The organism is Citrobacter europaeus (assembly GCF_037482245.1).
Lineage (GTDB): Bacteria > Pseudomonadota > Gammaproteobacteria > Enterobacterales > Enterobacteriaceae > Citrobacter > Citrobacter europaeus.
Map to the genome: position 1 here is coordinate 514,705 of NZ_CP148084.1, position 21,444 is coordinate 536,148.

Consider the following 21,444-nt stretch of genomic DNA (forward strand, 5'->3'; position numbering starts at 1 on the left):
AACTGCCCGGACAAGTTAGTGCTGTTTCAGTTTATCTTTATGTTTTGTTAACTGCCGAGCCAGTTTATCAATTAAACCGTCAATGGCGGCGTACATATCCTGACCTTCCGCGCTGGCATGAATTTCGCCACCGTTCACATGCAGTGTTGCGTCCGAGATATGTGTAACCTTCTCCACTTTCAACACAATATAGACCTGATTAATTCGGTCGAAATATTGTTCAAGCTTGGCGAATTTTGTATTCACAAAATCGCGCAGGGCTTCCGTGATTTCGACGTTGTTTCCAGTGATGTTGAGCTGCATAGTGTCTTCCTTATCGGTTGGGTCAGACCAGCTGTTTGCGCTGGTTAGACGGCGGAATGGATAAAGACTCTCGGTACTTCGCAACGGTGCGGCGTGCCACCATGATACCCTGTTCTGACAGCATAGAGGTTAACTTGCTGTCACTCAGCGGTTTCGCGGGGTTTTCCGCAGCAATTAATTTCTTCACCAGCGCACGGATAGCTGTGGACGAGGCTTCGCCTCCGCCTTCAGTGTTAACGTGACTGGAAAAGAAATACTTCAATTCAAAAATGCCGCGCGGACTGTGCAGATACTTTTGCGTGGTCACTCGGGAAATGGTCGATTCGTGCATCTCGACGGCCTGGGCGATATCCGCCAGCACCATCGGTTTCATAAACTCTTCGCCTTGCTCAAAGAAGGCTTGCTGCTGTTCAACGATGCAGCGACTGACGCGCAGCAGCGTATCATTGCGACTTTCCAGGCTTTTAATCAGCCACTTCGCATCCTGCAGATTGCTACGAATAAACTGGCTGTCAGCATCGTTGCGCGCGCTGTTGCACATGGCGGCGTAATGCTGGTTAATCTGCAGCCGTGGAATACTGTCGCCGTTGAGTTCGACCACCCAGCGATCGTTATGCTTACGCACCAACACATCCGGGATGACGTATTCCGGTTCGCCGGTTTGGATCGACTGTCCTGGGCGGGGATCGAGCGACTGGATGAGGTTGACGGCTTCTTTCAGCACATCTTCTTTCAGCCGGGTCACGCGCATCAGCGTGCGGAAGTCATGATTGGCTAACAGATCGAGATGATCGCTGATGATCAGGCGCGCTTCTTCCAGCCACGGCGTGGCTTTATCAAACTGTGAAAGTTGAATCAGTAAGCAGTCGCGGAGATCTTTGGCCGCTACGCCCACGGGATCAAAACGCTGAACGCGTTTAAGCACGGCTTCGATTTCGTCCATACCGACGTCGTCATCGCCCATGCTTTCGAGAATATCGTCCAGGGTTACGGTGAGATAACCGGTTTCGTCTACCGCATCAACGATGGATGTCGCAATGGCGCGATCGGTATCCGAGAACGGGGTCAGCTCCACTTGCCACATCAGGTAATCCTGCAGCGATTGCGTGGTCTCACCCTGGTACACAGGCAGTTCGTCGTCGATGTAATCTCCGCTGGTGCCAGAAGGCGTACCGGCGGTGTAAATTTCATCCCAACTGGCGTCAAGCGGTAGTTCCTCTGGCATCTCTTTTTGTTCGAGAGCATCTGCGGTGTCGAGGGATTCGCTGTCCTGTTTTTCCTGGGTATCAATTTCGTCGTGAAGATCGGTTTGCTCGAGCAGTGGGTTACTTTCCAGCGCTTGCTGAAGTTCTTGCTGAAGTTCCAGCGTGGACAGCTGCAACAGACGGATAGCCTGTTGTAGCTGAGGCGTCATCGCCAGTTGTTGGCTAAGCCTGAGTTGCAAACCTTGCTTCATGTTCAGAGTTATTCTCTCCTGCGGTGACGTGAAGTCTTCTACCCTATCAGAGTCTGAAGTCTTCCCCAAGGTATACGCGCTTAACGTGCTCATCCTGCAGTATTTCTGTTGGCGTGCCGTGCGCGATCAGGTGGCCCTGACTCACGATATAGGCGCGCTCACACACTGCCAGCGTTTCGCGAACGTTATGGTCGGTAATCAGCACCCCAAGCCCGCTGTCGCGCAGGTGTTCGATGATCCGTTTGATATCAATAACGGAAATCGGGTCAACACCGGCAAACGGTTCATCCAGCAGGATAAATTTCGGATTAGCCGCCAGTGCCCGGGCGATCTCCACGCGGCGTCGTTCACCACCGGAGAGCGACTGACCTAAGCTGTCGCGCAGGTGTTCGATGTGGAATTCTTCCATCAGCTCGTTAGCGCGATCTTCGCGCTGCTCGCTGGTCAGATCGTCGCGAATTTGCAGCACCGCCATCAGGTTATCAAACACGCTCAGGCGACGGAAAATAGACGCTTCCTGCGGCAAATAGCCGATGCCGCGACGCGCGCGCGCATGCAGAGGCAGCAGGCTGATGTCTTCGTCATCAATGATAATGTTGCCCGCATCGCGCGGGACAATGCCGACTACCATGTAAAAGGTCGTTGTCTTACCCGCACCGTTAGGCCCGAGCAAACCGACAATCTCCCCGGAGTTGACGGTCAGACTGACATCTTCCACTACACGGCGGCCCTTATAGGCTTTTGCAAGGTTCTTTGCAGTTAATGTTGCCATAACGAATCAGTTACCTTTTTTCTCTGCCGGAGCCTTGTTTTTGTCCTGCAACTGCGACGGAACCAGAACGGTGGTGACGCGTTTGCCTTTATCGCTGAAGGCCTGCATTTTCTGCTCTTTTACCAGATAGGTGATCTTATCGCCCGTGATGTTGCTATCGAGCTGTTCCAGGTAAGCCTTACCGGTAAGAACGACGAAGTCTTTTGCCAGTTCATAGTGCATGTGTGAGGCGCGGCCTTTCACCGGCTTACCGTTGTCCTGCATCTGGTAAAAGGTGGCGGGATCACCGTAACCATCAATCACTTCTTTACCGTCTTCACCGCCAGGGCGGGTTACGACGACTTTATCGGCGTTAATTTTAATGGTGCCCTGAGTCACAATCACGTTACCAGTAAACGTCACCACGTTGCCCTGCATATCCAGGGACTGCTGGTCCGACTCAATGTGAATCGGCTGCTCGGTATCGCCGGTAACGGCCAATGCCGGGATGCTGGCGGCCAGAAGTGAGCTGGCAAGCACAAGATTAAGGCTGAGTTTGTTTGTTTTGGATTTCATATGAGGTTCTAACCTTTTCAATCAGCTCGGCGTTCTTGCTGCGTAAGTTGCCGCGCATCTTCAGTCCGCTGGAGTTAAATGTTGTGCCATATAACGTGACGAGATCATCGGAAGTGACATCTTGTGTCACCAGGTTAATCTGCGCGTTATCGGTGGTAATTCTGCGTAGTTGAGAGTCGGGCACCAGGGCGTTGACCTCAACATGGCCGTACAGATACAGCATCCGATCGTTGGTCAATTTGGCTTTATCAGCCTTGATCGTCCAGGTCGGTACTTTATCTTTATCAAACGTGGTTAATACTGGTTGAGTAAACCACGAAACCGCTTGCTCCGAATAATATTCAACGTTTTGCGCGATCAAGTGATAGCTCAGTGCGCCTTCCGGACTATACACAACGGTATCAGTATGTTCGCTCTTATAGGTTGGCTCGTTGTTATTGACGACGACCTGAGCGGCGTCGTCTTTGTCAGCCAGATTAATACCAATCATCACAAGGACAGCCAGCGACAGTAGAATGATAACCCAACGTCTGGTTTTGCTCATATCGATTGCCCTTTGGCCTCGTCCAGTTTGCCCTGCGCCAGGAGTAATAAATCGCAGACTTCACGCACCGCGCCACGTCCCCCATCGATGCGGGTAACATAATCGGCGCGTGGGATCAGCAGAGGATGCGCATCCGCCACCGCCACGCTTAATCCCACTTGCGCCATCACCGGCCAGTCGATCAGGTCATCACCAACGTACGCGACATTTTCAGGCGCGACTGCCAGTTTGCTAAGGAGATCGTTAAAGGCGACCAGTTTGTCTGACTGCCCCTGATACAAATGCGTGATCCCCAATGTGGCACAGCGATCTTCTACAAGTTTAGCCTTTCGTCCGGTAATAATGGCAACCTCGATACCGGAAGTGAGCGCACAGCGAATTCCGTAACCATCGCGGACGTTAAAAGCCTTCAGCTCTTCACCGTTGTTGCCCATATAAATCAGACCATCAGACAGTACGCCATCCACATCCAGGATCAGCAAACGGATGTTCTCTGCCCGGGTGATAACGTCTGCGCTGACGGGTCCATAACAGGTCGCAAGCGACGCACCTGCTTTACTCATTTTCGTTATCCTTGAGTTTCTTACACTACACCTGCACGCAGCAGATCATGCATATGTAACACACCGAGTAACTGGTCGCCATCAGCAACCATTACCGAGGTGATATGGCGGGACTGCATTAAGTTCAGGGCATCGACGGCAAGAATACCCGGACGCACGCGAATGCCTCCAGGGGTCATCACATCGGCAATGCCTAACTGGCGTACATCAACGCCCATATCGAAAACGCGACGTAAATCGCCATCGGTGAAAATACCGTCAATCTTCATGGCATCATCGCAAATGACGGTCATGCCGAGATTTTTACGCGTGATCTCAAGTAAGGCGTCACGCAGGCTGGCGCTTTTAGTCACATGCGGGATCTCATCTCCCGTATGCATAATATCGTTAACGCGCAGCAAAAGCTTACGGCCCAGTGCGCCGCCGGGATGAGATAATGCAAAATCTTCCGCGGTAAAACCACGCGCTTTTAATAATGCCACGGCAAGCGCATCGCCCATTACCAGCGTGGCGGTTGTGCTGCTGGTCGGCGCCAGGCCTAACGGACAAGCTTCCTTGGGCACTTTAACACACAGATGCACATCTGCCGCACGCGCCATGCTGCTTTCCGGACGACCGGTCATGCAGATAAGCGGTACATGAAGACGTTTTAATACCGGGATCAACGCTGCTATCTCATTGGATTCACCGGAGTTAGAGATGGCGATAACCACATCCTGCGGCGAGACCATACCCAGATCGCCATGTGCGGCTTCGCCAGGATGTACGAAAAATGAGGGGGTACCGGTGCTGGCAAATGTGGCCGCCATCTTCCGTCCTATATGTCCTGATTTCCCCATCCCCATCACCACGACTTTGCCCGGGCAGCTGAATATTTTTTCGCATGCGAGAGTAAAATTTTGGTTGATGTACTGATCAAGCTCCGCCAGGCCTTCACGTTCAATTGCCAGGACTTCCTTGCCTGCTTGCTGAAAGTCAAAACCCGGTTGCAACTCTAAGTGCGACATAATGCGTTTCCAGTTATCCAACGAGAAGTGGCGATAACCAATACAACATCGCCAGCCATATGATAAAACCGCCGGTCAGTAGCGCACCCGCGCCGCGACCAATCTGGCGCGGGCGTCGCCAGCAGAGTAGTGCAAAAATTACGCTCACCAGCAGCATGACGCTATAGTCACGGGTGAAGGCCATCGGGTTGACTTCACCCGGCGTAATTAGCGCCGGTAGCCCGAGGACGATAACAATATTAAAAATGTTCGCGCCGATGATGTTACCGACGGCAATATCGTTCTCACCTTTACGCAGACCCGCAATCGCCGTTGCCAGCTCCGGCAGGCTGGTACCAATGGCGACCACCGTTAGCCCGATGGTGAGTTCGCTCATGGCGAAGTAGTTCGCCAGTACGGTTGCGTTATCTACCACCATACGCGTTGCCATTGGCATAATAATCAGCGCAATGCCCAACCACAAAAATGCGACCGGTAACCCGCCTTCGCGCGGTAACTCCGCAATCTGCTCGCGGGTCAGGCTGTCGTTGCCTTGTCGCTCGGCCAGGCGGGCGATTTTAACAATGAATAGCAGCCATAGCACGGCCAGAAGCAGAAGAAAGAATCCATCGCTGCGGCTCAACTGCCCGTCATACAGGACAGATGCGGCTAAAATACTTACCAGCAACATTAGCGGTAATTCACGACGCAGAACATCAGAATGCACGGTAAAAGGATGAATCAGCGCCGACAGGCCTAAAATAAGCAGGATGTTGGTAATGTTAGAGCCGATGGCGGTACCGACGGCTAAATCGAGTTGTCCATTTATTGATGCGGCAACCGAGACAATTATCTCGGGTAACGATGTCCCCATGCTGACCACGGTCATCCCGATGATAATGGGGGGAATACCGAAGTTTCGACATAAAATGGATGCGGCGAACACCAGACGGTCGGCACCGTAGACCACCAGAAGTAAACCAATTATTAACAGCGCCGTCGCTAAAAGCATCTAAAGTCCTTTCTTCAGGTATACTCGCCGGTCCACTTGAAGGATTTCTGGAAGCCGTAACGAATTCTTAATTTTGACTTTATGCGGCTAAAAAGTAAAACAAATGCCAGCTTTCGCTAACCAGGACAGGCAATAATCTGTAAATATGTTGGGTTCAGGGCTAAATTGAGCGCCAAACTCTTCGATTAACGAGGCAATAGTAAAGGATGAATCAATGGGTCAGTCTGTGGCGAATCTAGTCGATATGCGCGATGTCAGCTTTTCCCGAGGCGACCGCTGCATCTTTGATAATATTTCCCTGACGGTGCCGCGCGGTAAGGTAACGGCGATCATGGGGCCATCAGGCATTGGCAAGACAACGCTGTTGCGTCTGATTGGCGGACAAATCTCCCCGGATAAGGGCGAGATCCTGTTTGACGGCGAAAACGTCCCCGCCATGTCCCGTTCGCGTTTATTTACCGTGCGTAAGCGCATGAGCATGCTGTTTCAATCCGGTGCGCTGTTTACCGATATGAACGTGTTTGACAACGTCGCATACCCGTTGCGTGAGCATACAACGCTGCCTGCGCCGCTACTGAAAAGCACGGTAATGATGAAGCTTGAGGCCGTGGGCCTGCGGGGCGCGGCTAAATTAATGCCTTCTGAATTATCCGGTGGGATGGCGCGTCGCGCCGCGTTAGCTCGTGCTATCGCGCTGGAGCCAGACCTCATCATGTTTGATGAACCGTTCGTCGGCCAGGATCCCATCACCATGGGCGTGCTGGTGAAGCTGATTTCAGAACTGAACAGCGCGCTGGGCGTCACCTGCGTGGTAGTTTCCCATGACGTGCCAGAGGTGCTGAGTATTGCGGATTACGCCTATATTATGGCGGATAAAAAAATAGTGGCCTACGGTAGTGCTCAGGCGCTGCAAGAAAATGCCGATCCGCGAGTGCGTCAGTTCCTCGATGGTATTGCCGATGGGCCGGTTCCGTTCCGTTATCCGGCGGGCGACTACCACATCGATTTACTCAAAACAGGGAGTTAAGCCACCCATGTTGTTAAATGCGCTGGCATCACTCGGACATCGGGGAATAAAAACCCTCAGGACGTTCGGGCGAGCCGGATTAATGTTGTTCAATGCGGTTGTCGGCAAGCCGGAGTTTCGCAAACATGCGCCGCTGCTGATACGCCAGCTCTATAATGTCGGTGTCTTATCGATGCTGATCATTATAGTTTCTGGCGTGTTCATCGGTATGGTGCTGGGGTTGCAGGGATACCTGGTGCTGACGACCTACAGCGCGGAAACCAGCCTCGGTATGCTGGTGGCACTGTCATTGTTACGTGAGCTAGGACCGGTTGTTGCGGCGCTGCTGTTTGCCGGGCGGGCGGGGTCGGCCTTAACCGCAGAGATTGGCTTGATGCGGGCGACCGAACAGCTTTCCAGCCTGGAAATGATGGCCGTCGATCCTCTGCGCCGGGTTATCTCCCCGCGTTTTTGGGCCGGTGTCATTTCTTTGCCGCTGCTGACGATTATATTCGTCGCGGTGGGGATCTGGGGTGGTTCGCTGGTTGGCGTAAGCTGGAAAGGTATTGATGCCGGCTTTTTCTGGTCGGCGATGCAAAATGCCGTCGACTGGCGTCTGGATCTGGTCAACTGTCTGATTAAGAGCGTGGTGTTCGCCATTACGGTCACCTGGATTGCATTGTTCAATGGTTATGATGCGATCCCGACCTCTGCCGGGATTAGCCGGGCAACGACACGCACCGTAGTGCACGCCTCTCTTGCCGTTCTGGGGCTGGATTTTGTGCTGACCGCACTGATGTTTGGGAATTGAGTTCATGCAAACGAAAAAAAATGAAATTTGGGTCGGGTTATTCCTGCTGGTTGCGCTGCTGGCTGCGCTGTTTGTCTGCCTGAAGGCGGCGAACGTTACCTCAATGCGTACTGAGCCGACTTATACGATTTATGCGACCTTTGATAATATCGGTGGCCTGAGAGAGCGTTCTCCGGTGCGGATTGGCGGGGTGGTAGTTGGACGCGTATCGGACATCTCGTTAGATCCGAAAACGTACCTGCCGCGCGTGACGCTGGAAATCGAATCGCGTTTTAACCATATTCCTGACACCAGTTCTCTGAGCATCCGTACGTCCGGTCTGCTGGGCGAACAGTATCTGGCGCTGAATGTGGGTTTTGAAGATCCTGAGCTGGGAACGTCTATCCTCAAAGATGGCGGTACGATTCAGGACACGAAATCCGCGATGGTGCTGGAAGACATGATTGGTCAGTTCCTTTACAACAGCAACAGTAAAGGTGATGACAATAAGAATTCTGGCGATGCGCCAGCCGCAACGGAAGGCAATAATGAAGCCACTACGCCTGCGGGCGCAACGAAATAATCTCAGGAGAATCGACGTATGTTTAAACGATTGATGATGGTGGCTATGCTGGTGATTGCCCCACTTAGCGCGGCAACCGCAGCCGACCAGACGAACCCGTACAAACTGATGAATGAGGCGGCGCAGAAGACCTTTGACCGTCTGAAGAACGAGCAACCCAAAATCCGTTCCAATCCGGATTATCTGCGTCAGGTGGTCGATCAGGAACTGCTGCCTTATGTGCAGGTTAAGTATGCCGGTGCGCTGGTGCTCGGCCGTTACTACAAAGATGCGACACCGGCTCAGCGTGACGCCTATTTCGCTGCCTTCCGTGAATATCTGAAGCAGGCTTACGGTCAGGCGCTGGCGATGTACCACGGGCAGACCTATCAGATTGCCCCTGAGCAGCCGCTGGGTGATGCGACCATCGTGCCTATCCGCGTAACCATCATCGATCCAAACGGTCGTCCTCCGGTACGTCTGGATTTCCAGTGGCGTAAAAACTCCCAGACCGGTAACTGGCAGGCGTATGACATGATTGCCGAAGGCGTAAGTATGATCACCACTAAACAGAATGAGTGGAGCGACCTGCTGCGTACGAAAGGTATTGATGGCCTGACGGCACAGCTGAAATCTATTTCTCAGCAGAAAATCACCCTGGAAGAGAAAAAATAATGACGCAGTCACTCACCTGGACGCGTGAAGGCGACAAGCTGGTGCTGGTGGGAGAACTGGATCAGGACGTGTTAAACCCATTATGGGATGCGCGAGTTGAGGCGATGAAAGGGGTATCCTGCATCGACCTGAACCAGGTATCCCGGGTGGACACCGGTGGTCTGGCATTACTGCTGCACCTGATTAACCAGGGCAAGCAGCAGGGGAACAGCGTTTCGCTCGCTGGCGTTAACGATAAAGTGTATACGCTGGCGCAGCTTTACAATTTGCCTGACGACGTTCTTCCGCGTTAATTTTTGTAAGCCGGATAAGGTCTTGTAATGCTATCCGGCAACCCCTTTGCGGGGTATCTGCCACTAAAGCCTTGTCTGATTTATCAGCGGGGCTTTTTGCTTATTTATGACAGCGCCACTTTGCTCTAAGATGTTGGGCTGTTTTCACTATCTGACGAATGAAGATCCCATGGAAAATAATGAAATTCAGAGCGTGCTGATGAATGCACTCTCCCTCCAGGAAGTCCACGTTTCTGGCGACGGCAGTCACTTTCAGGTTATTGCCGTGGGTGAGATGTTTGAAGGCATGAGCCGGGTCAAGAAGCAGCAATCGGTCTATGGCCCGTTGATGGAGTACATTGCGGACAACCGCATTCATGCCGTGTCGATTAAGGCGTTTACCCCAGCGGAATGGGCACGCGATCGCAAACTTAACGGTTTTTGAGCTACGGGTGACGTGCCGGTAGCGAAGATAAATTCTTAACAGAGAACAGAATAATGGATAAATTTCGTGTTCAGGGGCCAACCAAGCTCCAGGGCGAAGTCACAATTTCAGGCGCTAAAAATGCCGCACTGCCGATCCTTTTCGCGGCGCTGCTGGCTGAAGAACCTGTAGAGATCCAAAACGTCCCGAAACTGAAGGACGTTGACACCTCAATGAAGCTGCTGAGCCAGCTGGGTGCGAAAGTTGAGCGTAATGGTTCCGTGCACATTGATGCGCGTGACGTGAACGTCTTCTGTGCGCCGTACGATCTGGTGAAAACCATGCGTGCGTCCATCTGGGCGCTCGGGCCGCTGGTTGCCCGCTTTGGTCAGGGCCAGGTTTCACTGCCGGGCGGCTGTACCATTGGCGCGCGTCCGGTTGACCTGCACATTACCGGTCTGGAGCAGTTAGGCGCGACAATTAAGCTGGAAGAAGGCTATGTGAAGGCGTCCGTTGATGGCCGTCTGAAAGGTGCGCATATCGTCATGGACAAAGTGAGCGTCGGCGCGACGGTCACTATCATGTGCGCAGCAACGCTTGCCGAAGGCACTACCATCATCGAAAACGCCGCGCGCGAGCCGGAGATCGTGGATACCGCGAACTTCCTGATTGCGCTGGGCGCAAAAATCACGGGGCAGGGTACCGATCGTATTACCATCGAAGGCGTTGAGCGCCTCGGCGGCGGTGTCTATCGCGTTCTGCCAGACCGTATCGAAACCGGTACTTTCCTGGTCGCAGCGGCAATTTCTCGCGGTAAAATTATCTGCCGTAATGCACAGCCAGATACGCTGGATGCCGTTCTGGCGAAGCTGCGTGATGCGGGTGCGGATATCGAAGTCGGCGACGACTGGATTAGCCTCGACATGCACGGCAAACGTCCGAAAGCGGTCAATGTGCGCACTGCGCCGCACCCGGCGTTCCCGACCGATATGCAGGCCCAGTTCACGCTGCTGAACCTGGTGGCAGAAGGGACGGGCTTCATCACGGAAACCGTGTTTGAGAACCGCTTTATGCATGTGCCTGAGCTGAGCCGTATGGGCGCTCATGCAGAAATCGAAAGCAATACCGTGATTTGTCACGGTGTGGAAACGCTCTCTGGCGCACAGGTTATGGCGACCGATCTGCGCGCATCCGCAAGCCTGGTGCTGGCAGGGTGTATTGCTGAAGGTACGACGGTAGTCGATCGTATTTATCACATCGATCGCGGCTATGAGCGCATCGAAGATAAACTGCGCGCGCTGGGCGCAAACATTGAGCGCGTGAAAGGCGAGTAACCGTCAACATCGCTTGTAACCCCCAGTTCTGTCGGCTGGGGGTTACTCCTCATCGGTGTTCATTCAGAACTCTGTTTCTCTCTGCGTCCTCGCATCATTCGTGTTCTGTCGATGAATTCATGCGTTTTTGCGTCATGGTAGCGTGACGGCCAAATCACCCAGGGATCGGTTCCCAGCGCCCGGGCGATAATCAATTCCCCTTTTGGCCATGGTCGGGTTAACGCATTGGCCAGCGTTGATGAACTTAATCCATTTTTGCGCGATTCAGCGGCCATTGAGGTCCCTTTCTTGCGCAGTCCGGCGATGATATCGGCCGGATGCCAGTCAATCAGCTTGCTTTCCATACACTCATCTCTCCTTTGGTTAACGACGTACGGTTCCACGATAGGTTGTGGCGACACTATAACGCCCGGAGAACGAATGTTCTAAAATGTTCACGTAAAGTGTGAGTATATTCAGAATATGCCAAGGTTATGGCTTGTTTGTGGGGAACTTGAAAGTTGTTATTAGAGCTTATAAGAACATCCCGCGCAGAGCACGGGATGAGGGAGGACGCTGAAAGGAATTAACGGTCGCGCTGTACGGCGATATGCGCCAGACCAATCAGCGCTTCTCGCCATGGCGTATCAGGCAGCACCTGCAGCGCAGCGATGGCCTTATCAGCCTCTTCTTCTGCACGTTGGCGAGTCCACTCCAGGGAACCACAGGCGTTCATTGCATCCAGAACTGGCTCCAGAAGGTGACGCCCATTACCTTGCTCAATGGCCTGGCGGATCATTTGCGCTTGCTCCGGCGAGCCGTGGCGCATGGCATGCAGCAGCGGCAGCGTTGGTTTACCTTCGTTGAGGTCATCGCCGACGTTTTTACCCAGTTGCTCGCCATCAGCGCTGTAATCCAGCAAATCGTCAATTAACTGGAAAGCGGTACCGAGATAACGGCCATAATCCTGCAACCCTTTCTCTTGTTCTTCGCTGCAACCTGCCAGAATGCCAGAACATTGGGCCGCCGCTTCAAACAAACGCGCGGTCTTACTGTAGATAACGCGCATATAGTTTTCTTCGGTGATGTCCGGATCGTTGACGTTCATCAACTGCAAGACTTCACCTTCGGCGATGACGTTGACCGCTTTCGACATGACTTCCAGTACTTTCAGCGAACCGAGGCTGGTCATCATTTGAAAAGCGCGGGTATAGATAAAATCGCCGACCAGCACGCTGGCCGCATTGCCAAAGGCTGCATTCGCCGTGGCTTTCCCGCGGCGCATGTCGGACTCATCCACAACATCGTCGTGCAACAGGGTCGCGGTGTGGATAAACTCGATGAGAGCCGCAATCGTAACGTGCGCATTATCCTGGTAACCAACGGCACGCGCTGCGAGTACGGCGATCATTGGGCGAATGCGTTTGCCGCCGCCGCTAACGATGTAGTACCCCAGTTGATTGATCAACTGAACGTCGGAATTGAGCTGTTCAAGGATTGTCGCATTGACCCCCGCCATATCTTGCGCGGTTAACTCATTGATTTTTTCTAAATTCATCGCAAAAGCCGGGCTTCTCGCCCCGATTACCTTACTGTATGAGAAGGTAACGTCGGGTTTAGGGTTATAAATATATGCTGATTGTACTGAAAAAACGCCGTAGATAAACGTTACCGTACATGTTGTGTTTTTTTTCTTCATGTATTGACGGTAGCACTTGTCAAAGGCTCGCGTTTTGCGTAATATTCGCGCCCTATTGTGAATATTTATAGCGCACTCTGAATCATCAAAAAGGTGTGCGCGGAAGCGGAGTTTTTTATGTACGCGGTTTTCCAAAGTGGTGGTAAACAACACCGAGTAAGCGAAGGTCAGACCGTTCGCCTGGAAAAGCTGGACATCGCAACTGGCGAATCTATTGAATTCGCTGAAGTTCTGATGATCGCAAACGGTGAAGAAGTCAAAATCGGCGTTCCTTTCGTTGATGGCGGCGTTATCAAAGCTGAAGTTGTTGCTCACGGTCGTGGCGAGAAAGTTAAAATTGTTAAGTTTCGTCGTCGTAAACACTACCGTAAGCAGCAGGGCCATCGTCAGTGGTTCACTGATGTGAAAATCACTGGCATCAGCGCTTAAGTTAAGGGGAGCAGATTAAATGGCACATAAAAAGGCTGGCGGCTCGACTCGTAACGGTCGCGATTCAGAAGCTAAACGTCTGGGCGTAAAACGCTTCGGCGGTGAAACAGTTCTGGCTGGTAGCATCATCGTTCGTCAACGTGGTACTAAATTCCACGCTGGCTCCAACGTTGGTTGCGGCAAAGACCACACTCTGTTTGCTAAAGCAGACGGTAAAGTGAAATTTGAAGTGAAAGGCCCGAAAAACCGTAAGTTCATCAGCATCGTTGCTGAATAAGTTTTTCGCGTCCCGGTAACGGATAAAAGCCCCGCAACACGTTGCGGGGCTTTTTACATTCGACGGCCGGTAAATACGCTCGTCGCGCCGTGACAACCCGGAAACGAGCCCTTGCAGGGAATACGGCATGAAGCAGCAGGCAGGCATTGGTATTCTGTTAGCACTCACAACGGCAGTATGTTGGGGCGCTTTGCCAATAGCAATGAAGCAAGTGCTGGAGGTGATGGAGCCTCCTACCGTGGTGTTCTACCGTTTTTTAATGGCAAGTATTGGCCTTGGCGCTATTCTTGCGGTTAAAAAAAAGCTCCCTCCGTTGCGTATTTTTCGCAAAGCGCGTTGGTTGATACTGTTGGCTATCGCTACCGGTGGGCTGTTCGGTAACTTCATTCTGTTTAGTTCATCCTTGCAATACTTGAGCCCAACGGCTTCGCAGGTTATCGGTCAGCTGTCACCGGTTGGTATGATGGTAGCCAGCGTCTTTATCCTGAAAGAAAAGATGCGCGGCACGCAGGTTATTGGCGCCGTTATGCTTCTGAGCGGTCTGGTCCTGTTTTTTAATACCAGTCTGATCGAAATTTTTACCCGACTCACCGATTACACCTGGGGCGTTATCTTTGGTGTTGGTGCGGCGATGGTCTGGGTGAGCTATGGGGTCGCGCAAAAGGTGTTATTGCGCCGACTGGCATCACCGCAGATCCTGTTTTTACTGTACACTTTATGTACGATTGCGTTGTTGCCGCTGGCAAAACCCGGTGTCATCACGCAGCTCAGCGACTGGCAGTTGGCATGCCTGGTATTCTGCGGCCTGAATACGCTGGTAGGATATGGCGCTCTCGCGGAAGCGATGGCGCGTTGGCAGGCGGCGCAGGTGAGCGCCATTATCACGCTCACACCGCTGTTTACGTTGTTATTTTCAGATTTATTATCACTGGCCTGGCCCGATTTCTTCGCCAGACCGATGCTAAACCTATTAGGTTATCTCGGTGCGTTTATCGTGGTTGCGGGCGCGATGTATTCCGCCATTGGTCATCGAATTTGGGGCGGTTTACGTAAGCATGAAACGGTGGTTTCGCAACCCCGCTCAGGCGAATGATTTACGGAGAGTAAAATGAAGTTTGTTGATGAAGCATCGATTCTGGTCGTTGCAGGTGATGGCGGTAATGGTTGCGTCAGCTTCCGCCGTGAAAAGTACATCCCAAAAGGCGGTCCGGACGGTGGTGACGGTGGTGATGGTGGTGACGTTTGGCTGGAAGCCGACGAAAACCTGAACACGCTGATCGATTACCGTTTTGAAAAATCATTCCGTGCGGAACGTGGTCAGAATGGCGCAAGCCGTGATTGCACCGGCAAGCGTGGTAAAGACGTCACGATTAAAGTGCCTGTCGGTACGCGTGTTATCGATCAGGGCACGGGCGAAACCATGGGCGACATGACCAAGCACGGTCAGCGTCTGATGGTCGCTAAAGGCGGCTGGCACGGTCTGGGTAACACCCGTTTCAAATCCTCGGTCAACCGTACTCCGCGTCAGAAAACGATGGGTACGCCGGGCGATAAGCGCGATCTGATGCTGGAGCTGATGCTGCTGGCGGACGTGGGTATGCTGGGCATGCCAAACGCCGGTAAATCGACCTTTATTCGTGCAGTGTCCGCGGCGAAGCCGAAAGTCGCTGATTATCCGTTTACCACTCTGGTACCGAGCCTGGGTGTGGTGCGTATGGACAACGAAAAGAGCTTCGTTGTTGCCGACATTCCGGGACTGATTGAAGGCGCAGCTGAAGGCGCAGGCCTGGGTATCCGCTTCCTGAAACACCTGGAACGCTGCCGCGTGCTGCTGCACCTCATTGATATCGATCCGATTGACGGTTCCGATCCGGTAGAAAACGCCCGTATCATTATTGGCGAACTGGAAAAATACAGTCAGGATCTGGCATCTAAACCGCGCTGGTTAGTGTTCAACAAAATTGATTTGCTGGACAAGGCTGAAGCGGAAGAGAAAGCGAAAGCGATCGCCGAAGCGTTGGGTTGGGAAGGTAAATATTACCTGATTTCCGCCGCCAGCCAGTTGGGCGTGAAAGATCTCTGCTGGGATGTGATGACCTTTATCATCGAGAACCCGATTGTTCAGGCTGAAGAAGCGAAGCAGCCTGAGAAAGTTGAGTTTATGTGGGATGATTATCACCGCCAGCAGCTCGCTGAAGTCGAAGACGAAGCGGAAGATGACTGGGATGACGATTGGGATGAAGAAGACGACGAAGGCGTTGAGTTCATCTACAAGCGTTAATCGCATTAAAAACCCCGGCCATGTTGCCGGGGTTGTTGTTTCCTGGTCTCTCTGTAGGCCGGATAAGGCACGTTAGTGCCGCCATCCGGCAATCAAACACCCCATCTAATTGTTCTGATAAATATCCTTGTACAACCGGCTCTCGAAGCGTACCAGAGGAATACGGCGATTACGCTGGTCAGCCGGCTCTACCGCATAACCAGACAAATACTGCACAAATGCCATGCGTTGGCCGCTTGCCGTGGTGATGAAGCCAGCAAGGTTATAGACCCCCTGCAGCGAGCCTGTCTTCGCCGATACTTTGCCATCCACACCAGCCTGATGCAGACCCGCACGGTATTGCAGGGAGCCGTCGTGGCCCGCCAGCGGCAGCATAGTGATAAAGTTCAGCTCGTTATCGTGCTGAGCGATGTATTGCAGCACCTGCATCATGGTCGCAGGGGCAATCAGGTTATGGCGGGAGAGACCAGAACCGTCGGCAATAATGGTGTTGCCGATATCAACGCCTGCCTGCTGACGCAAAATCTGGCGCACAGCATCAGAACCTGCTCGCCATGTGCCTGGCACGTTAAATCGCGCATGGCCAATCATACGGAAAACGGTATCGGCAATCATATTGTCCGATTTTTTCAGCATAATCTTAAGCAGATCATGCAGCGGTGCCGACTGCTTACTGGCGACTATGGTTCCCGGCTCGTTCACCAGCGTCTGGCGCAGCAGAGTACCGCTGTAAGTTATACCTGCTTGTTTTAGCTCATCTTTAATAATCGCTCCGGCATAGCTGGCGCCATCCTGAATGGCGAACGCCAGCGGCAGGGGTTCGGCACGTTGGGGCAGGCATCCGGTCAGCGTATAGCGGTTGAGATCGCCGGGAACCACATCCAGTTCACAATATTGCGCTTCGGCAGAGCCACGCGCGAGAGTACGCACCTGGCTGAACATGGTGACCGGGTAGTAAGAGGCCACGCGGATAAAAGCGAGATCGTTGGGTTTTTGCGCGCTGTAAAGTGACACTGAGAAACAGTTACGATCGACAATGGCCGCTGCGGGCGGTGCGCTAAAACACTGCGTCATGTCGTTCCAGGGCCAACCTGGCGCTTTATCATGACTGGCAAAAATAGAGGTGTCGATCAGAACATTTCCGGCAATTTGCGTCACGCCTGATTTTTTCAGGGTCGCCACCATATTGCGAATATCCTGGCGTTTTAGCGTCGGATCGGCACCAAATCGCGCCACTAAGTCACCTTTCAATACTCCGCCTTCCACGTTGCCTTTAGTCTCAAGCGTGGTGGTAAAACGAAAGTCAGGCCCGAGCTGAATCAATGCCGCCAGCGCGGTGATCACTTTCTGGGTACTGGCCGGCAGCGCCATCTGCTGGCTATGAAAATCAATAGCGGGTGCAGGTGCGCCAACCTTCTGTACCATAAGGGCGAGGTTGGCCCCGGCAGGGAGCTGATTGATATACTCGTCGACGTTCGCAGCCTGAACGCTGAACGCTATACTGGCAGTCAATCCGATGGTAAATCTGGAAAATCGCATAATCTCGCGCTAACAACCTGGAAACAGGCCGTCATACTACGGCGCAACGCCCCAAAAAGTAAACGATGACCCATAGGGAACTCCAGGGTAAAATGATCATCAAATAGAGAATTGTAGCTGACCTGGGACCCTGAGCCCCGGGTCGGTATTTTTTTGCTTCTGACTCTGGCATGGCGTATGCCAGAGTGGGCTTAGCAGCCGGGGTGAGAGCAACCACCCCCTACAGGAATGTTCAAGAGGTATAACAAATGCAAGCTATCCCGATGACCTTACGTGGTGCTGAAAAACTGCGCGAAGAGCTGGATTTTCTGAAATCTGTGCGCCGTCCTGAAATTATTGCCGCTATCGCAGATGCGCGCGAGCATGGTGACCTGAAAGAAAATGCGGAGTACCACGCGGCGCGCGAACAGCAGGGTTTCTGCGAAGGACGCATTAAAGATATTGAAGCTAAACTGTCCAACGCGCAGGTTATCGACGTCACTAAAATGCCAAACAATGGTCGTGTAGTTTTCGGCGCGACGGTGACCGTGCTGAATCTCGATAACGACGAAGAGCAGACCTGGCGTATTGTCGGTGATGATGAAGCCGATTTTAAACAGAACCTGATTTCGGTGAATTCGCCTATCGCTCGTGGCCTGATCGGTAAAGAGCAAGATGATGTGGTGGTTATTAAAACGCCGGGCGGCGAAGTGGAATATGAAGTAACGAAGGTAGAATACCTGTAATTCGCATCTTGGTTAAGATGTTGATACATTGTAAAGAAAGGAAAAAGGCCGCATAGCGGCCTTTTATCAACGAAGAGAGCGTGGCATTTTGCTCTCCTGCTAGCGGAAAATCCCGCGTTTTACACAAACTTCGTGTGCAACTTTGGGATATTCTTAGCGCGGCAGCGAGATTTTACGTTCTTTAGTCGGGCGATACAGTACCAGCGTTTTGCCGATGACCTGTACATTACAGGCGCCGGTTTCGCGTACGATAGCTTCCACGATCAAGGTTTTAGTATCGCGATCTTCCGAGGCGATTTTCACCTTGATAAGTTCATGGTGCTCTAACGCTTGTTCAATCTCGGCCAGTACCCCTTCGGTCAAACCATTATTGCCAAGCATAACTACAGGCTTGAGCGGATGTGCCAGACCTTTCAGGTGCTGTTTTTGTTTAGTACTCAGATTCATCGTATATTTTTGCTTACGTTGGGATTGAAAACGGGTCATTCTACCGCCATCTCCCATATATCACCAAATAGCTGTGTAGAAATTTACACCATTGGTTACGATGAACTGCCCTTTGGGAATGTGAAATGACAGGTAAAAAGCGTTCTGCCAGCTCGAGTCGCTGGCTTCAGGAACACTTTAGCGATAAATATGTTCAACAGGCGCAGAAAAAGGGGTTACGTTCCCGTGCCTGGTTTAAACTTGATGAAATACAGCAAAGTGACAAAATTTTTAAACCGGGGATGACGATTGTTGATCTCGGTGCTGCACCCGGTGGTTGGTCGCAATATGCGGTTACGCAGATCGGCAACACTGGCCGCATTATCGCTTGCGATCTTTTACCTATGGATCCAATCGTTGGTGTGGACTTCCTTCAGGGCGACTTTCGTGATGAATTAGTCCTGAAAGCGTTACTTGAGCGCGTAGGTGACAGTAAAGTACAAGTTGTCATGTCTGATATGGCGCCAAATATGTGTGGAACACCGGCGGTGGATATTCCCCGGGCCATGTATCTGGTAGAGCTGGCGCTTGGAATGGCTCGTGATGTATTAGCGCCAGGTGGTAGTTTTGTAGTGAAGGTGTTCCAGGGCGAAGGCTTCGATGAGTATCTAAGAGAGATTCGCTCCCTGTTTACGAAGGTCAAAGTTCGTAAGCCGGACTCTTCCCGCGCCCGTTCGCGTGAAGTGTATATTGTAGCGACCGGGCGTAAACCATAACCGGTAGATTTCAAACGAAAGTTTGAAAGAAACTGGATATAGAGTATCCTGACGCTGTTTTTAACACAGTTGTAATATGAGGTTAATCCCTTGAGTGACATGGCGAAAAACCTAATTCTCTGGCTGGTCATTGCCGTTGTGCTGATGTCAGTATTCCAGAGCTTTGGGCCCAGCGAGTCTAATGGCCGTAAGGTTGATTACTCTACCTTCCTGCAAGAGGTCAATCAGGACCAGGTTCGTGAAGCGAAGATCAACGGACGTGAGATTAACGTTACCAAGAAAGATAGTAACCGTTACACGACCTACATTCCGGTTAACGATCCGAAGCTGCTTGATAACCTGCTGACCAAAAACGTCAAGGTTGTTGGCGAGCCGCCTGAAGAGCCGAGCCTGCTGGCTTCTATCTTCATTTCCTGGTTCCCAATGCTGCTGCTGATTGGTGTCTGGATCTTCTTCATGCGTCAAATGCAGGGCGGTGGTGGCAAAGGTGCCATGTCGTTCGGTAAGAGCAAAGCGCGCATGCTGACGGAAGATCAGATCAAAACCACTTTTGCTGACGTCGCCGGTTGCGACGAAGCAAAAGAAGAAGTTGCTGAACTGGTTGAGTATCTTCGCGAACCGAGCCGTTTCCAGAAGCTGGGCGGTAAAATCCCGAAAGGCGTCCTGATGGTCGGTCCTCCGGGTACGGGTAAAACCCTGTTGGCGAAAGCTATTGCAGGTGAAGCGAAGGTTCCTTTCTTCACAATTTCCGGTTCTGATTTCGTGGAAATGTTCGTAGGTGTTGGTGCATCTCGTGTGCGTGACATGTTCGAACAAGCCAAGAAAGCGGCACCGTGCATCATCTTCATCGATGAAATCGATGCCGTAGGCCGCCAGCGTGGCGCTGGTCTGGGTGGTGGTCACGATGAACGTGAGCAAACGCTGAACCAGATGCTGGTTGAGATGGACGGCTTTGAAGGTAACGAAGGTATTATCGTTATCGCAGCAACTAACCGTCCGGACGTTCTTGACCCTGCGCTGTTGCGTCCAGGCCGTTTCGACCGCCAGGTTGTGGTTGGCCTGCCGGACGTTCGCGGTCGTGAACAGATCCTGAAAGTGCATATGCGTCGCGTACCGCTGTCTCCGGATATCGATGCGGCAATCATTGCACGTGGTACGCCTGGCTTCTCCGGTGCGGATCTCGCGAACCTGGTGAACGAAGCGGCGCTGTTTGCTGCTCGCGGCAACAAGCGCGTGGTATCGATGGTTGAGTTTGAGAAGGCGAAAGACAAAATCATGATGGGTGCGGAACGTCGCTCCATGGTGATGACGGAAGCGCAGAAAGAATCTACCGCGTACCACGAAGCAGGCCACGCGATTATCGGTCGCCTGGTGCCGGAACACGATCCGGTGCATAAAGTGACGATTATCCCACGCGGTCGTGCGCTGGGTGTGACCTTCTTCCTGCCTGAAGGCGACGCAATCAGCGCCAGCCGTCAGAAACTGGAAAGTCAGATCTCCACGCTGTACGGCGGTCGTCTGGCTGAAGAGATCATCTACGGTGTTGAACATGTTTCTACCGGTGCGTCGAATGACATTAAAGTCGCGACTAACCTGGCGCGCAACATGGTTACTCAGTGGGGCTTCTCCGAGAAACTCGGTCCGTTGCTGTACGCTGAAGAAGAAGGCGAAGTGTTCCTGGGACGTTCTGTGGCGAAAGCTAAACATATGTCCGACGAAACGGCTCGCATTATTGATCAGGAAGTTAAACTGCTGATTGAGCGTAACTATGACCGTGCACGTCGTCTGCTGAACGAAAACATGGACATTCTGCACTCGATGAAAGATGCGCTCATGAAATATGAGACCATCGATGCGCCGCAGATTGACGATCTGATGGCTCGCCGCGACGTGCGTCCACCAGCGGGTTGGGAAGAACCGGGTTCTTCTAACAACAACTCTGGCAGCACCGGCAAGCCGAGCGCGCCGCGTCCGGTTGATGAACCGCGTGCGCCGGACTCTGGCACCATGTCAGAGCAACTGGGCGACAAATAAGTTATCGTTGATGATGACCGTGTTC

Annotated in this window: 26 protein-coding genes; 14 read left to right on the forward strand and 12 right to left on the reverse strand. The window is 52.4% G+C overall.

The annotated features are described in order from the left end of the window. Nucleotides 1-15: 15 nt before the first annotated feature. The 8 genes from hpf to WHR59_RS02535 are packed head-to-tail and all read right to left on the reverse strand — an operon-like array spanning nt 16 to nt 6,191. Entirely contained in the window at nt 16-303 is a 288-nt protein-coding gene (gene hpf, locus WHR59_RS02500; protein ID WP_003025078.1) for a ribosome hibernation promoting factor, read from the reverse strand. A gap of 22 nt (nt 304-325) precedes the next feature. Next, nucleotides 326-1,759 carry an RNA polymerase factor sigma-54 gene (gene rpoN, locus WHR59_RS02505; protein ID WP_043017801.1) on the reverse strand — a complete coding sequence of 478 codons (1,434 nt, stop codon included), beginning with the start codon at nt 1,757-1,759 and terminating at the stop codon, nt 326-328. 46 nt (nt 1,760-1,805) lie between these two features. Beyond that, a complete protein-coding gene (gene lptB / locus WHR59_RS02510) occupies nt 1,806-2,531 on the reverse strand; it encodes an LPS export ABC transporter ATP-binding protein (protein ID WP_003828761.1) in 726 nt (241 codons plus the stop codon). 6 nt (nt 2,532-2,537) lie between these two features. Continuing rightward, nucleotides 2,538-3,086 (reverse strand): lipopolysaccharide ABC transporter substrate-binding protein LptA, encoded by a 549-nt coding sequence (gene lptA, locus WHR59_RS02515; protein ID WP_032945118.1) that lies wholly within the window; start codon nt 3,084-3,086, stop codon nt 2,538-2,540. Next, the gene (lptC, locus tag WHR59_RS02520; protein WP_043017800.1) at nt 3,055-3,630 is read right to left on the reverse strand and encodes an LPS export ABC transporter periplasmic protein LptC; all 576 of its coding nucleotides are present in this window, start codon (nt 3,628-3,630) and stop codon (nt 3,055-3,057) included. The genes lptA and lptC overlap by 32 nt, the downstream gene beginning before the upstream one ends. Continuing rightward, nucleotides 3,627-4,193 (reverse strand): 3-deoxy-manno-octulosonate-8-phosphatase KdsC, encoded by a 567-nt coding sequence (gene kdsC / locus WHR59_RS02525; protein WP_047408330.1) that lies wholly within the window; start codon nt 4,191-4,193, stop codon nt 3,627-3,629. Before kdsC ends, lptC begins: the two co-directional genes overlap by 4 nt. A 20-nt stretch (nt 4,194-4,213) precedes the next feature. After that, complete coding sequence (kdsD, locus tag WHR59_RS02530; protein WP_043017798.1) at nt 4,214-5,200, reverse strand: arabinose-5-phosphate isomerase KdsD; 987 nt, start codon at nt 5,198-5,200, stop codon at nt 4,214-4,216. 13 nt (nt 5,201-5,213) lie between these two features. Continuing rightward, on the reverse strand, nt 5,214-6,191 hold the full coding sequence (locus WHR59_RS02535) for a calcium/sodium antiporter (protein WP_043017797.1): 978 nt from the start codon (nt 6,189-6,191) through the stop codon (nt 5,214-5,216). Nucleotides 6,192-6,405: 214 nt separating this feature from the next. Between WHR59_RS02535 and mlaF the strand changes: the two genes are divergently transcribed. The 7 genes from mlaF (at nt 6,406) to murA (ending at nt 11,254) form a co-directional block, all read left to right on the forward strand. Continuing rightward, entirely contained in the window at nt 6,406-7,218 is an 813-nt protein-coding gene (mlaF, locus tag WHR59_RS02540) for a phospholipid ABC transporter ATP-binding protein MlaF (protein ID WP_006687865.1), read from the forward strand. Between the two features lie 7 nt (nt 7,219-7,225). Continuing rightward, nucleotides 7,226-8,008, forward strand: coding sequence for a lipid asymmetry maintenance ABC transporter permease subunit MlaE (mlaE, locus tag WHR59_RS02545; protein WP_003025053.1), 783 nt, complete (start codon nt 7,226-7,228; stop codon nt 8,006-8,008). A 4-nt stretch (nt 8,009-8,012) separates the two neighbouring features. Then, on the forward strand, nt 8,013-8,570 hold the full coding sequence (mlaD, locus tag WHR59_RS02550; RefSeq protein ID WP_003025050.1) for an outer membrane lipid asymmetry maintenance protein MlaD: 558 nt from the start codon (nt 8,013-8,015) through the stop codon (nt 8,568-8,570). 18 nt (nt 8,571-8,588) lie between these two features. Then, nucleotides 8,589-9,224, forward strand: coding sequence for a phospholipid-binding protein MlaC (gene mlaC, locus WHR59_RS02555; protein ID WP_043017796.1), 636 nt, complete (start codon nt 8,589-8,591; stop codon nt 9,222-9,224). Beyond that, nucleotides 9,224-9,517, forward strand: coding sequence for a lipid asymmetry maintenance protein MlaB (gene mlaB, locus WHR59_RS02560; protein WP_005121315.1), 294 nt, complete (start codon nt 9,224-9,226; stop codon nt 9,515-9,517). The genes mlaC and mlaB overlap by 1 nt, the downstream gene beginning before the upstream one ends. 169 nt (nt 9,518-9,686) lie before the next feature. Then, nucleotides 9,687-9,941, forward strand: coding sequence for a BolA family iron metabolism protein IbaG (gene ibaG, locus WHR59_RS02565; protein WP_003025040.1), 255 nt, complete (start codon nt 9,687-9,689; stop codon nt 9,939-9,941). A gap of 53 nt (nt 9,942-9,994) precedes the next feature. Beyond that, the gene (gene murA, locus WHR59_RS02570) at nt 9,995-11,254 is read left to right on the forward strand and encodes a UDP-N-acetylglucosamine 1-carboxyvinyltransferase (RefSeq protein WP_003839949.1); all 1,260 of its coding nucleotides are present in this window, start codon (nt 9,995-9,997) and stop codon (nt 11,252-11,254) included. Between the two features lie 59 nt (nt 11,255-11,313). Here murA and sfsB read toward each other — a convergent pair whose 3' ends face one another. Together sfsB and ispB are read right to left on the reverse strand one after the other, a co-directional pair. Then, nucleotides 11,314-11,598, reverse strand: a complete 285-nt coding sequence (gene sfsB, locus WHR59_RS02575; protein WP_043017795.1) for a DNA-binding transcriptional regulator SfsB — start codon at nt 11,596-11,598, stop codon at nt 11,314-11,316. Nucleotides 11,599-11,819: 221 nt separating this feature from the next. Next, a complete protein-coding gene (gene ispB, locus WHR59_RS02580; RefSeq protein ID WP_043017794.1) occupies nt 11,820-12,791 on the reverse strand; it encodes an octaprenyl diphosphate synthase in 972 nt (323 codons plus the stop codon). A gap of 258 nt (nt 12,792-13,049) precedes the next feature. Between ispB and rplU the strand changes: the two genes are divergently transcribed. The 4 genes from rplU to cgtA all read left to right on the forward strand — a co-directional run bounded on the left by rplU (nt 13,050) and on the right by cgtA (nt 15,919). Further along, nucleotides 13,050-13,361: a 50S ribosomal protein L21 gene (gene rplU, locus WHR59_RS02585; protein ID WP_042325074.1), complete on the forward strand. Its 312-nt coding sequence runs from the start codon at nt 13,050-13,052 to the stop codon at nt 13,359-13,361. Nucleotides 13,362-13,380: 19 nt separating this feature from the next. After that, nucleotides 13,381-13,638 carry a 50S ribosomal protein L27 gene (rpmA, locus tag WHR59_RS02590; protein WP_003025030.1) on the forward strand — a complete coding sequence of 86 codons (258 nt, stop codon included), beginning with the start codon at nt 13,381-13,383 and terminating at the stop codon, nt 13,636-13,638. 127 nt (nt 13,639-13,765) lie between these two features. Beyond that, nucleotides 13,766-14,731, forward strand: a complete 966-nt coding sequence (locus tag WHR59_RS02595) for a DMT family transporter (protein WP_043017793.1) — start codon at nt 13,766-13,768, stop codon at nt 14,729-14,731. Between the two features lie 15 nt (nt 14,732-14,746). After that, nucleotides 14,747-15,919 carry an Obg family GTPase CgtA gene (gene cgtA, locus WHR59_RS02600; RefSeq protein WP_043017792.1) on the forward strand — a complete coding sequence of 391 codons (1,173 nt, stop codon included), beginning with the start codon at nt 14,747-14,749 and terminating at the stop codon, nt 15,917-15,919. A gap of 105 nt (nt 15,920-16,024) precedes the next feature. Here the strand turns inward: cgtA and dacB are convergent, their stop codons facing one another. Beyond that, nucleotides 16,025-17,458, reverse strand: coding sequence for a serine-type D-Ala-D-Ala carboxypeptidase (dacB, locus tag WHR59_RS02605; RefSeq protein WP_043017791.1), 1,434 nt, complete (start codon nt 17,456-17,458; stop codon nt 16,025-16,027). A gap of 248 nt (nt 17,459-17,706) precedes the next feature. On the opposite strand from dacB, the gene greA reads away from it, so the two are divergent. After that, complete coding sequence (greA, locus tag WHR59_RS02610; RefSeq protein ID WP_016154674.1) at nt 17,707-18,183, forward strand: transcription elongation factor GreA; 477 nt, start codon at nt 17,707-17,709, stop codon at nt 18,181-18,183. A gap of 153 nt (nt 18,184-18,336) precedes the next feature. On the opposite strand, the gene yhbY is transcribed toward greA, so the two are convergent. Beyond that, a complete protein-coding gene (yhbY, locus tag WHR59_RS02615; protein WP_003025016.1) occupies nt 18,337-18,630 on the reverse strand; it encodes a ribosome assembly RNA-binding protein YhbY in 294 nt (97 codons plus the stop codon). A gap of 125 nt (nt 18,631-18,755) precedes the next feature. Here yhbY and rlmE point away from each other — a divergent pair, with 125 nt between their 5' ends. Together rlmE and ftsH are read left to right on the forward strand one after the other, a co-directional pair. Next, on the forward strand, nt 18,756-19,385 hold the full coding sequence (rlmE, locus tag WHR59_RS02620; protein WP_003025015.1) for a 23S rRNA (uridine(2552)-2'-O)-methyltransferase RlmE: 630 nt from the start codon (nt 18,756-18,758) through the stop codon (nt 19,383-19,385). Nucleotides 19,386-19,484: 99 nt separating this feature from the next. Next, nucleotides 19,485-21,419 (forward strand): ATP-dependent zinc metalloprotease FtsH, encoded by a 1,935-nt coding sequence (gene ftsH / locus WHR59_RS02625; RefSeq protein WP_043017790.1) that lies wholly within the window; start codon nt 19,485-19,487, stop codon nt 21,417-21,419. Nucleotides 21,420-21,444: the final 25 nt, after the last annotated feature.

Excerpts from the sequence above, each read along its gene's own strand:
- mlaB (WP_005121315.1), top strand. The coding sequence starts at position 9,224 with ATGACGCAGTCACTCACCTGGACGCGTGAAGGCGACAAGCTGGTGCTG.
- rpoN (WP_043017801.1), bottom strand. The coding sequence starts at position 1,759 with ATGAAGCAAGGTTTGCAACTCAGGCTTAGCCAACAACTGGCGATGACG.
- rplU (WP_042325074.1), top strand. The coding sequence starts at position 13,050 with ATGTACGCGGTTTTCCAAAGTGGTGGTAAACAACACCGAGTAAGCGAA.
- kdsD (WP_043017798.1), bottom strand. The coding sequence starts at position 5,200 with ATGTCGCACTTAGAGTTGCAACCGGGTTTTGACTTTCAGCAAGCAGGC.
- dacB (WP_043017791.1), bottom strand. The coding sequence starts at position 17,458 with ATGCGATTTTCCAGATTTACCATCGGATTGACTGCCAGTATAGCGTTC.
- mlaE (WP_003025053.1), top strand. The coding sequence starts at position 7,226 with ATGTTGTTAAATGCGCTGGCATCACTCGGACATCGGGGAATAAAAACC.
- hpf (WP_003025078.1), bottom strand. The coding sequence starts at position 303 with ATGCAGCTCAACATCACTGGAAACAACGTCGAAATCACGGAAGCCCTG.
- mlaD (WP_003025050.1), top strand. The coding sequence starts at position 8,013 with ATGCAAACGAAAAAAAATGAAATTTGGGTCGGGTTATTCCTGCTGGTT.
- lptC (WP_043017800.1), bottom strand. The coding sequence starts at position 3,630 with ATGAGCAAAACCAGACGTTGGGTTATCATTCTACTGTCGCTGGCTGTC.
- greA (WP_016154674.1), top strand. The coding sequence starts at position 17,707 with ATGCAAGCTATCCCGATGACCTTACGTGGTGCTGAAAAACTGCGCGAA.
- murA (WP_003839949.1), top strand. The coding sequence starts at position 9,995 with ATGGATAAATTTCGTGTTCAGGGGCCAACCAAGCTCCAGGGCGAAGTC.
- sfsB (WP_043017795.1), bottom strand. The coding sequence starts at position 11,598 with ATGGAAAGCAAGCTGATTGACTGGCATCCGGCCGATATCATCGCCGGA.
- mlaC (WP_043017796.1), top strand. The coding sequence starts at position 8,589 with ATGTTTAAACGATTGATGATGGTGGCTATGCTGGTGATTGCCCCACTT.
- ispB (WP_043017794.1), bottom strand. The coding sequence starts at position 12,791 with ATGAATTTAGAAAAAATCAATGAGTTAACCGCGCAAGATATGGCGGGG.
- ftsH (WP_043017790.1), top strand. The coding sequence starts at position 19,485 with ATGGCGAAAAACCTAATTCTCTGGCTGGTCATTGCCGTTGTGCTGATG.
- lptB (WP_003828761.1), bottom strand. The coding sequence starts at position 2,531 with ATGGCAACATTAACTGCAAAGAACCTTGCAAAAGCCTATAAGGGCCGC.
- WHR59_RS02535 (WP_043017797.1), bottom strand. The coding sequence starts at position 6,191 with ATGCTTTTAGCGACGGCGCTGTTAATAATTGGTTTACTTCTGGTGGTC.
- cgtA (WP_043017792.1), top strand. The coding sequence starts at position 14,747 with ATGAAGTTTGTTGATGAAGCATCGATTCTGGTCGTTGCAGGTGATGGC.
- ibaG (WP_003025040.1), top strand. The coding sequence starts at position 9,687 with ATGGAAAATAATGAAATTCAGAGCGTGCTGATGAATGCACTCTCCCTC.
- WHR59_RS02595 (WP_043017793.1), top strand. The coding sequence starts at position 13,766 with ATGAAGCAGCAGGCAGGCATTGGTATTCTGTTAGCACTCACAACGGCA.
- mlaF (WP_006687865.1), top strand. The coding sequence starts at position 6,406 with ATGGGTCAGTCTGTGGCGAATCTAGTCGATATGCGCGATGTCAGCTTT.
- lptA (WP_032945118.1), bottom strand. The coding sequence starts at position 3,086 with ATGAAATCCAAAACAAACAAACTCAGCCTTAATCTTGTGCTTGCCAGC.
- rlmE (WP_003025015.1), top strand. The coding sequence starts at position 18,756 with ATGACAGGTAAAAAGCGTTCTGCCAGCTCGAGTCGCTGGCTTCAGGAA.
- kdsC (WP_047408330.1), bottom strand. The coding sequence starts at position 4,193 with ATGAGTAAAGCAGGTGCGTCGCTTGCGACCTGTTATGGACCCGTCAGC.
- yhbY (WP_003025016.1), bottom strand. The coding sequence starts at position 18,630 with ATGAATCTGAGTACTAAACAAAAACAGCACCTGAAAGGTCTGGCACAT.
- rpmA (WP_003025030.1), top strand. The coding sequence starts at position 13,381 with ATGGCACATAAAAAGGCTGGCGGCTCGACTCGTAACGGTCGCGATTCA.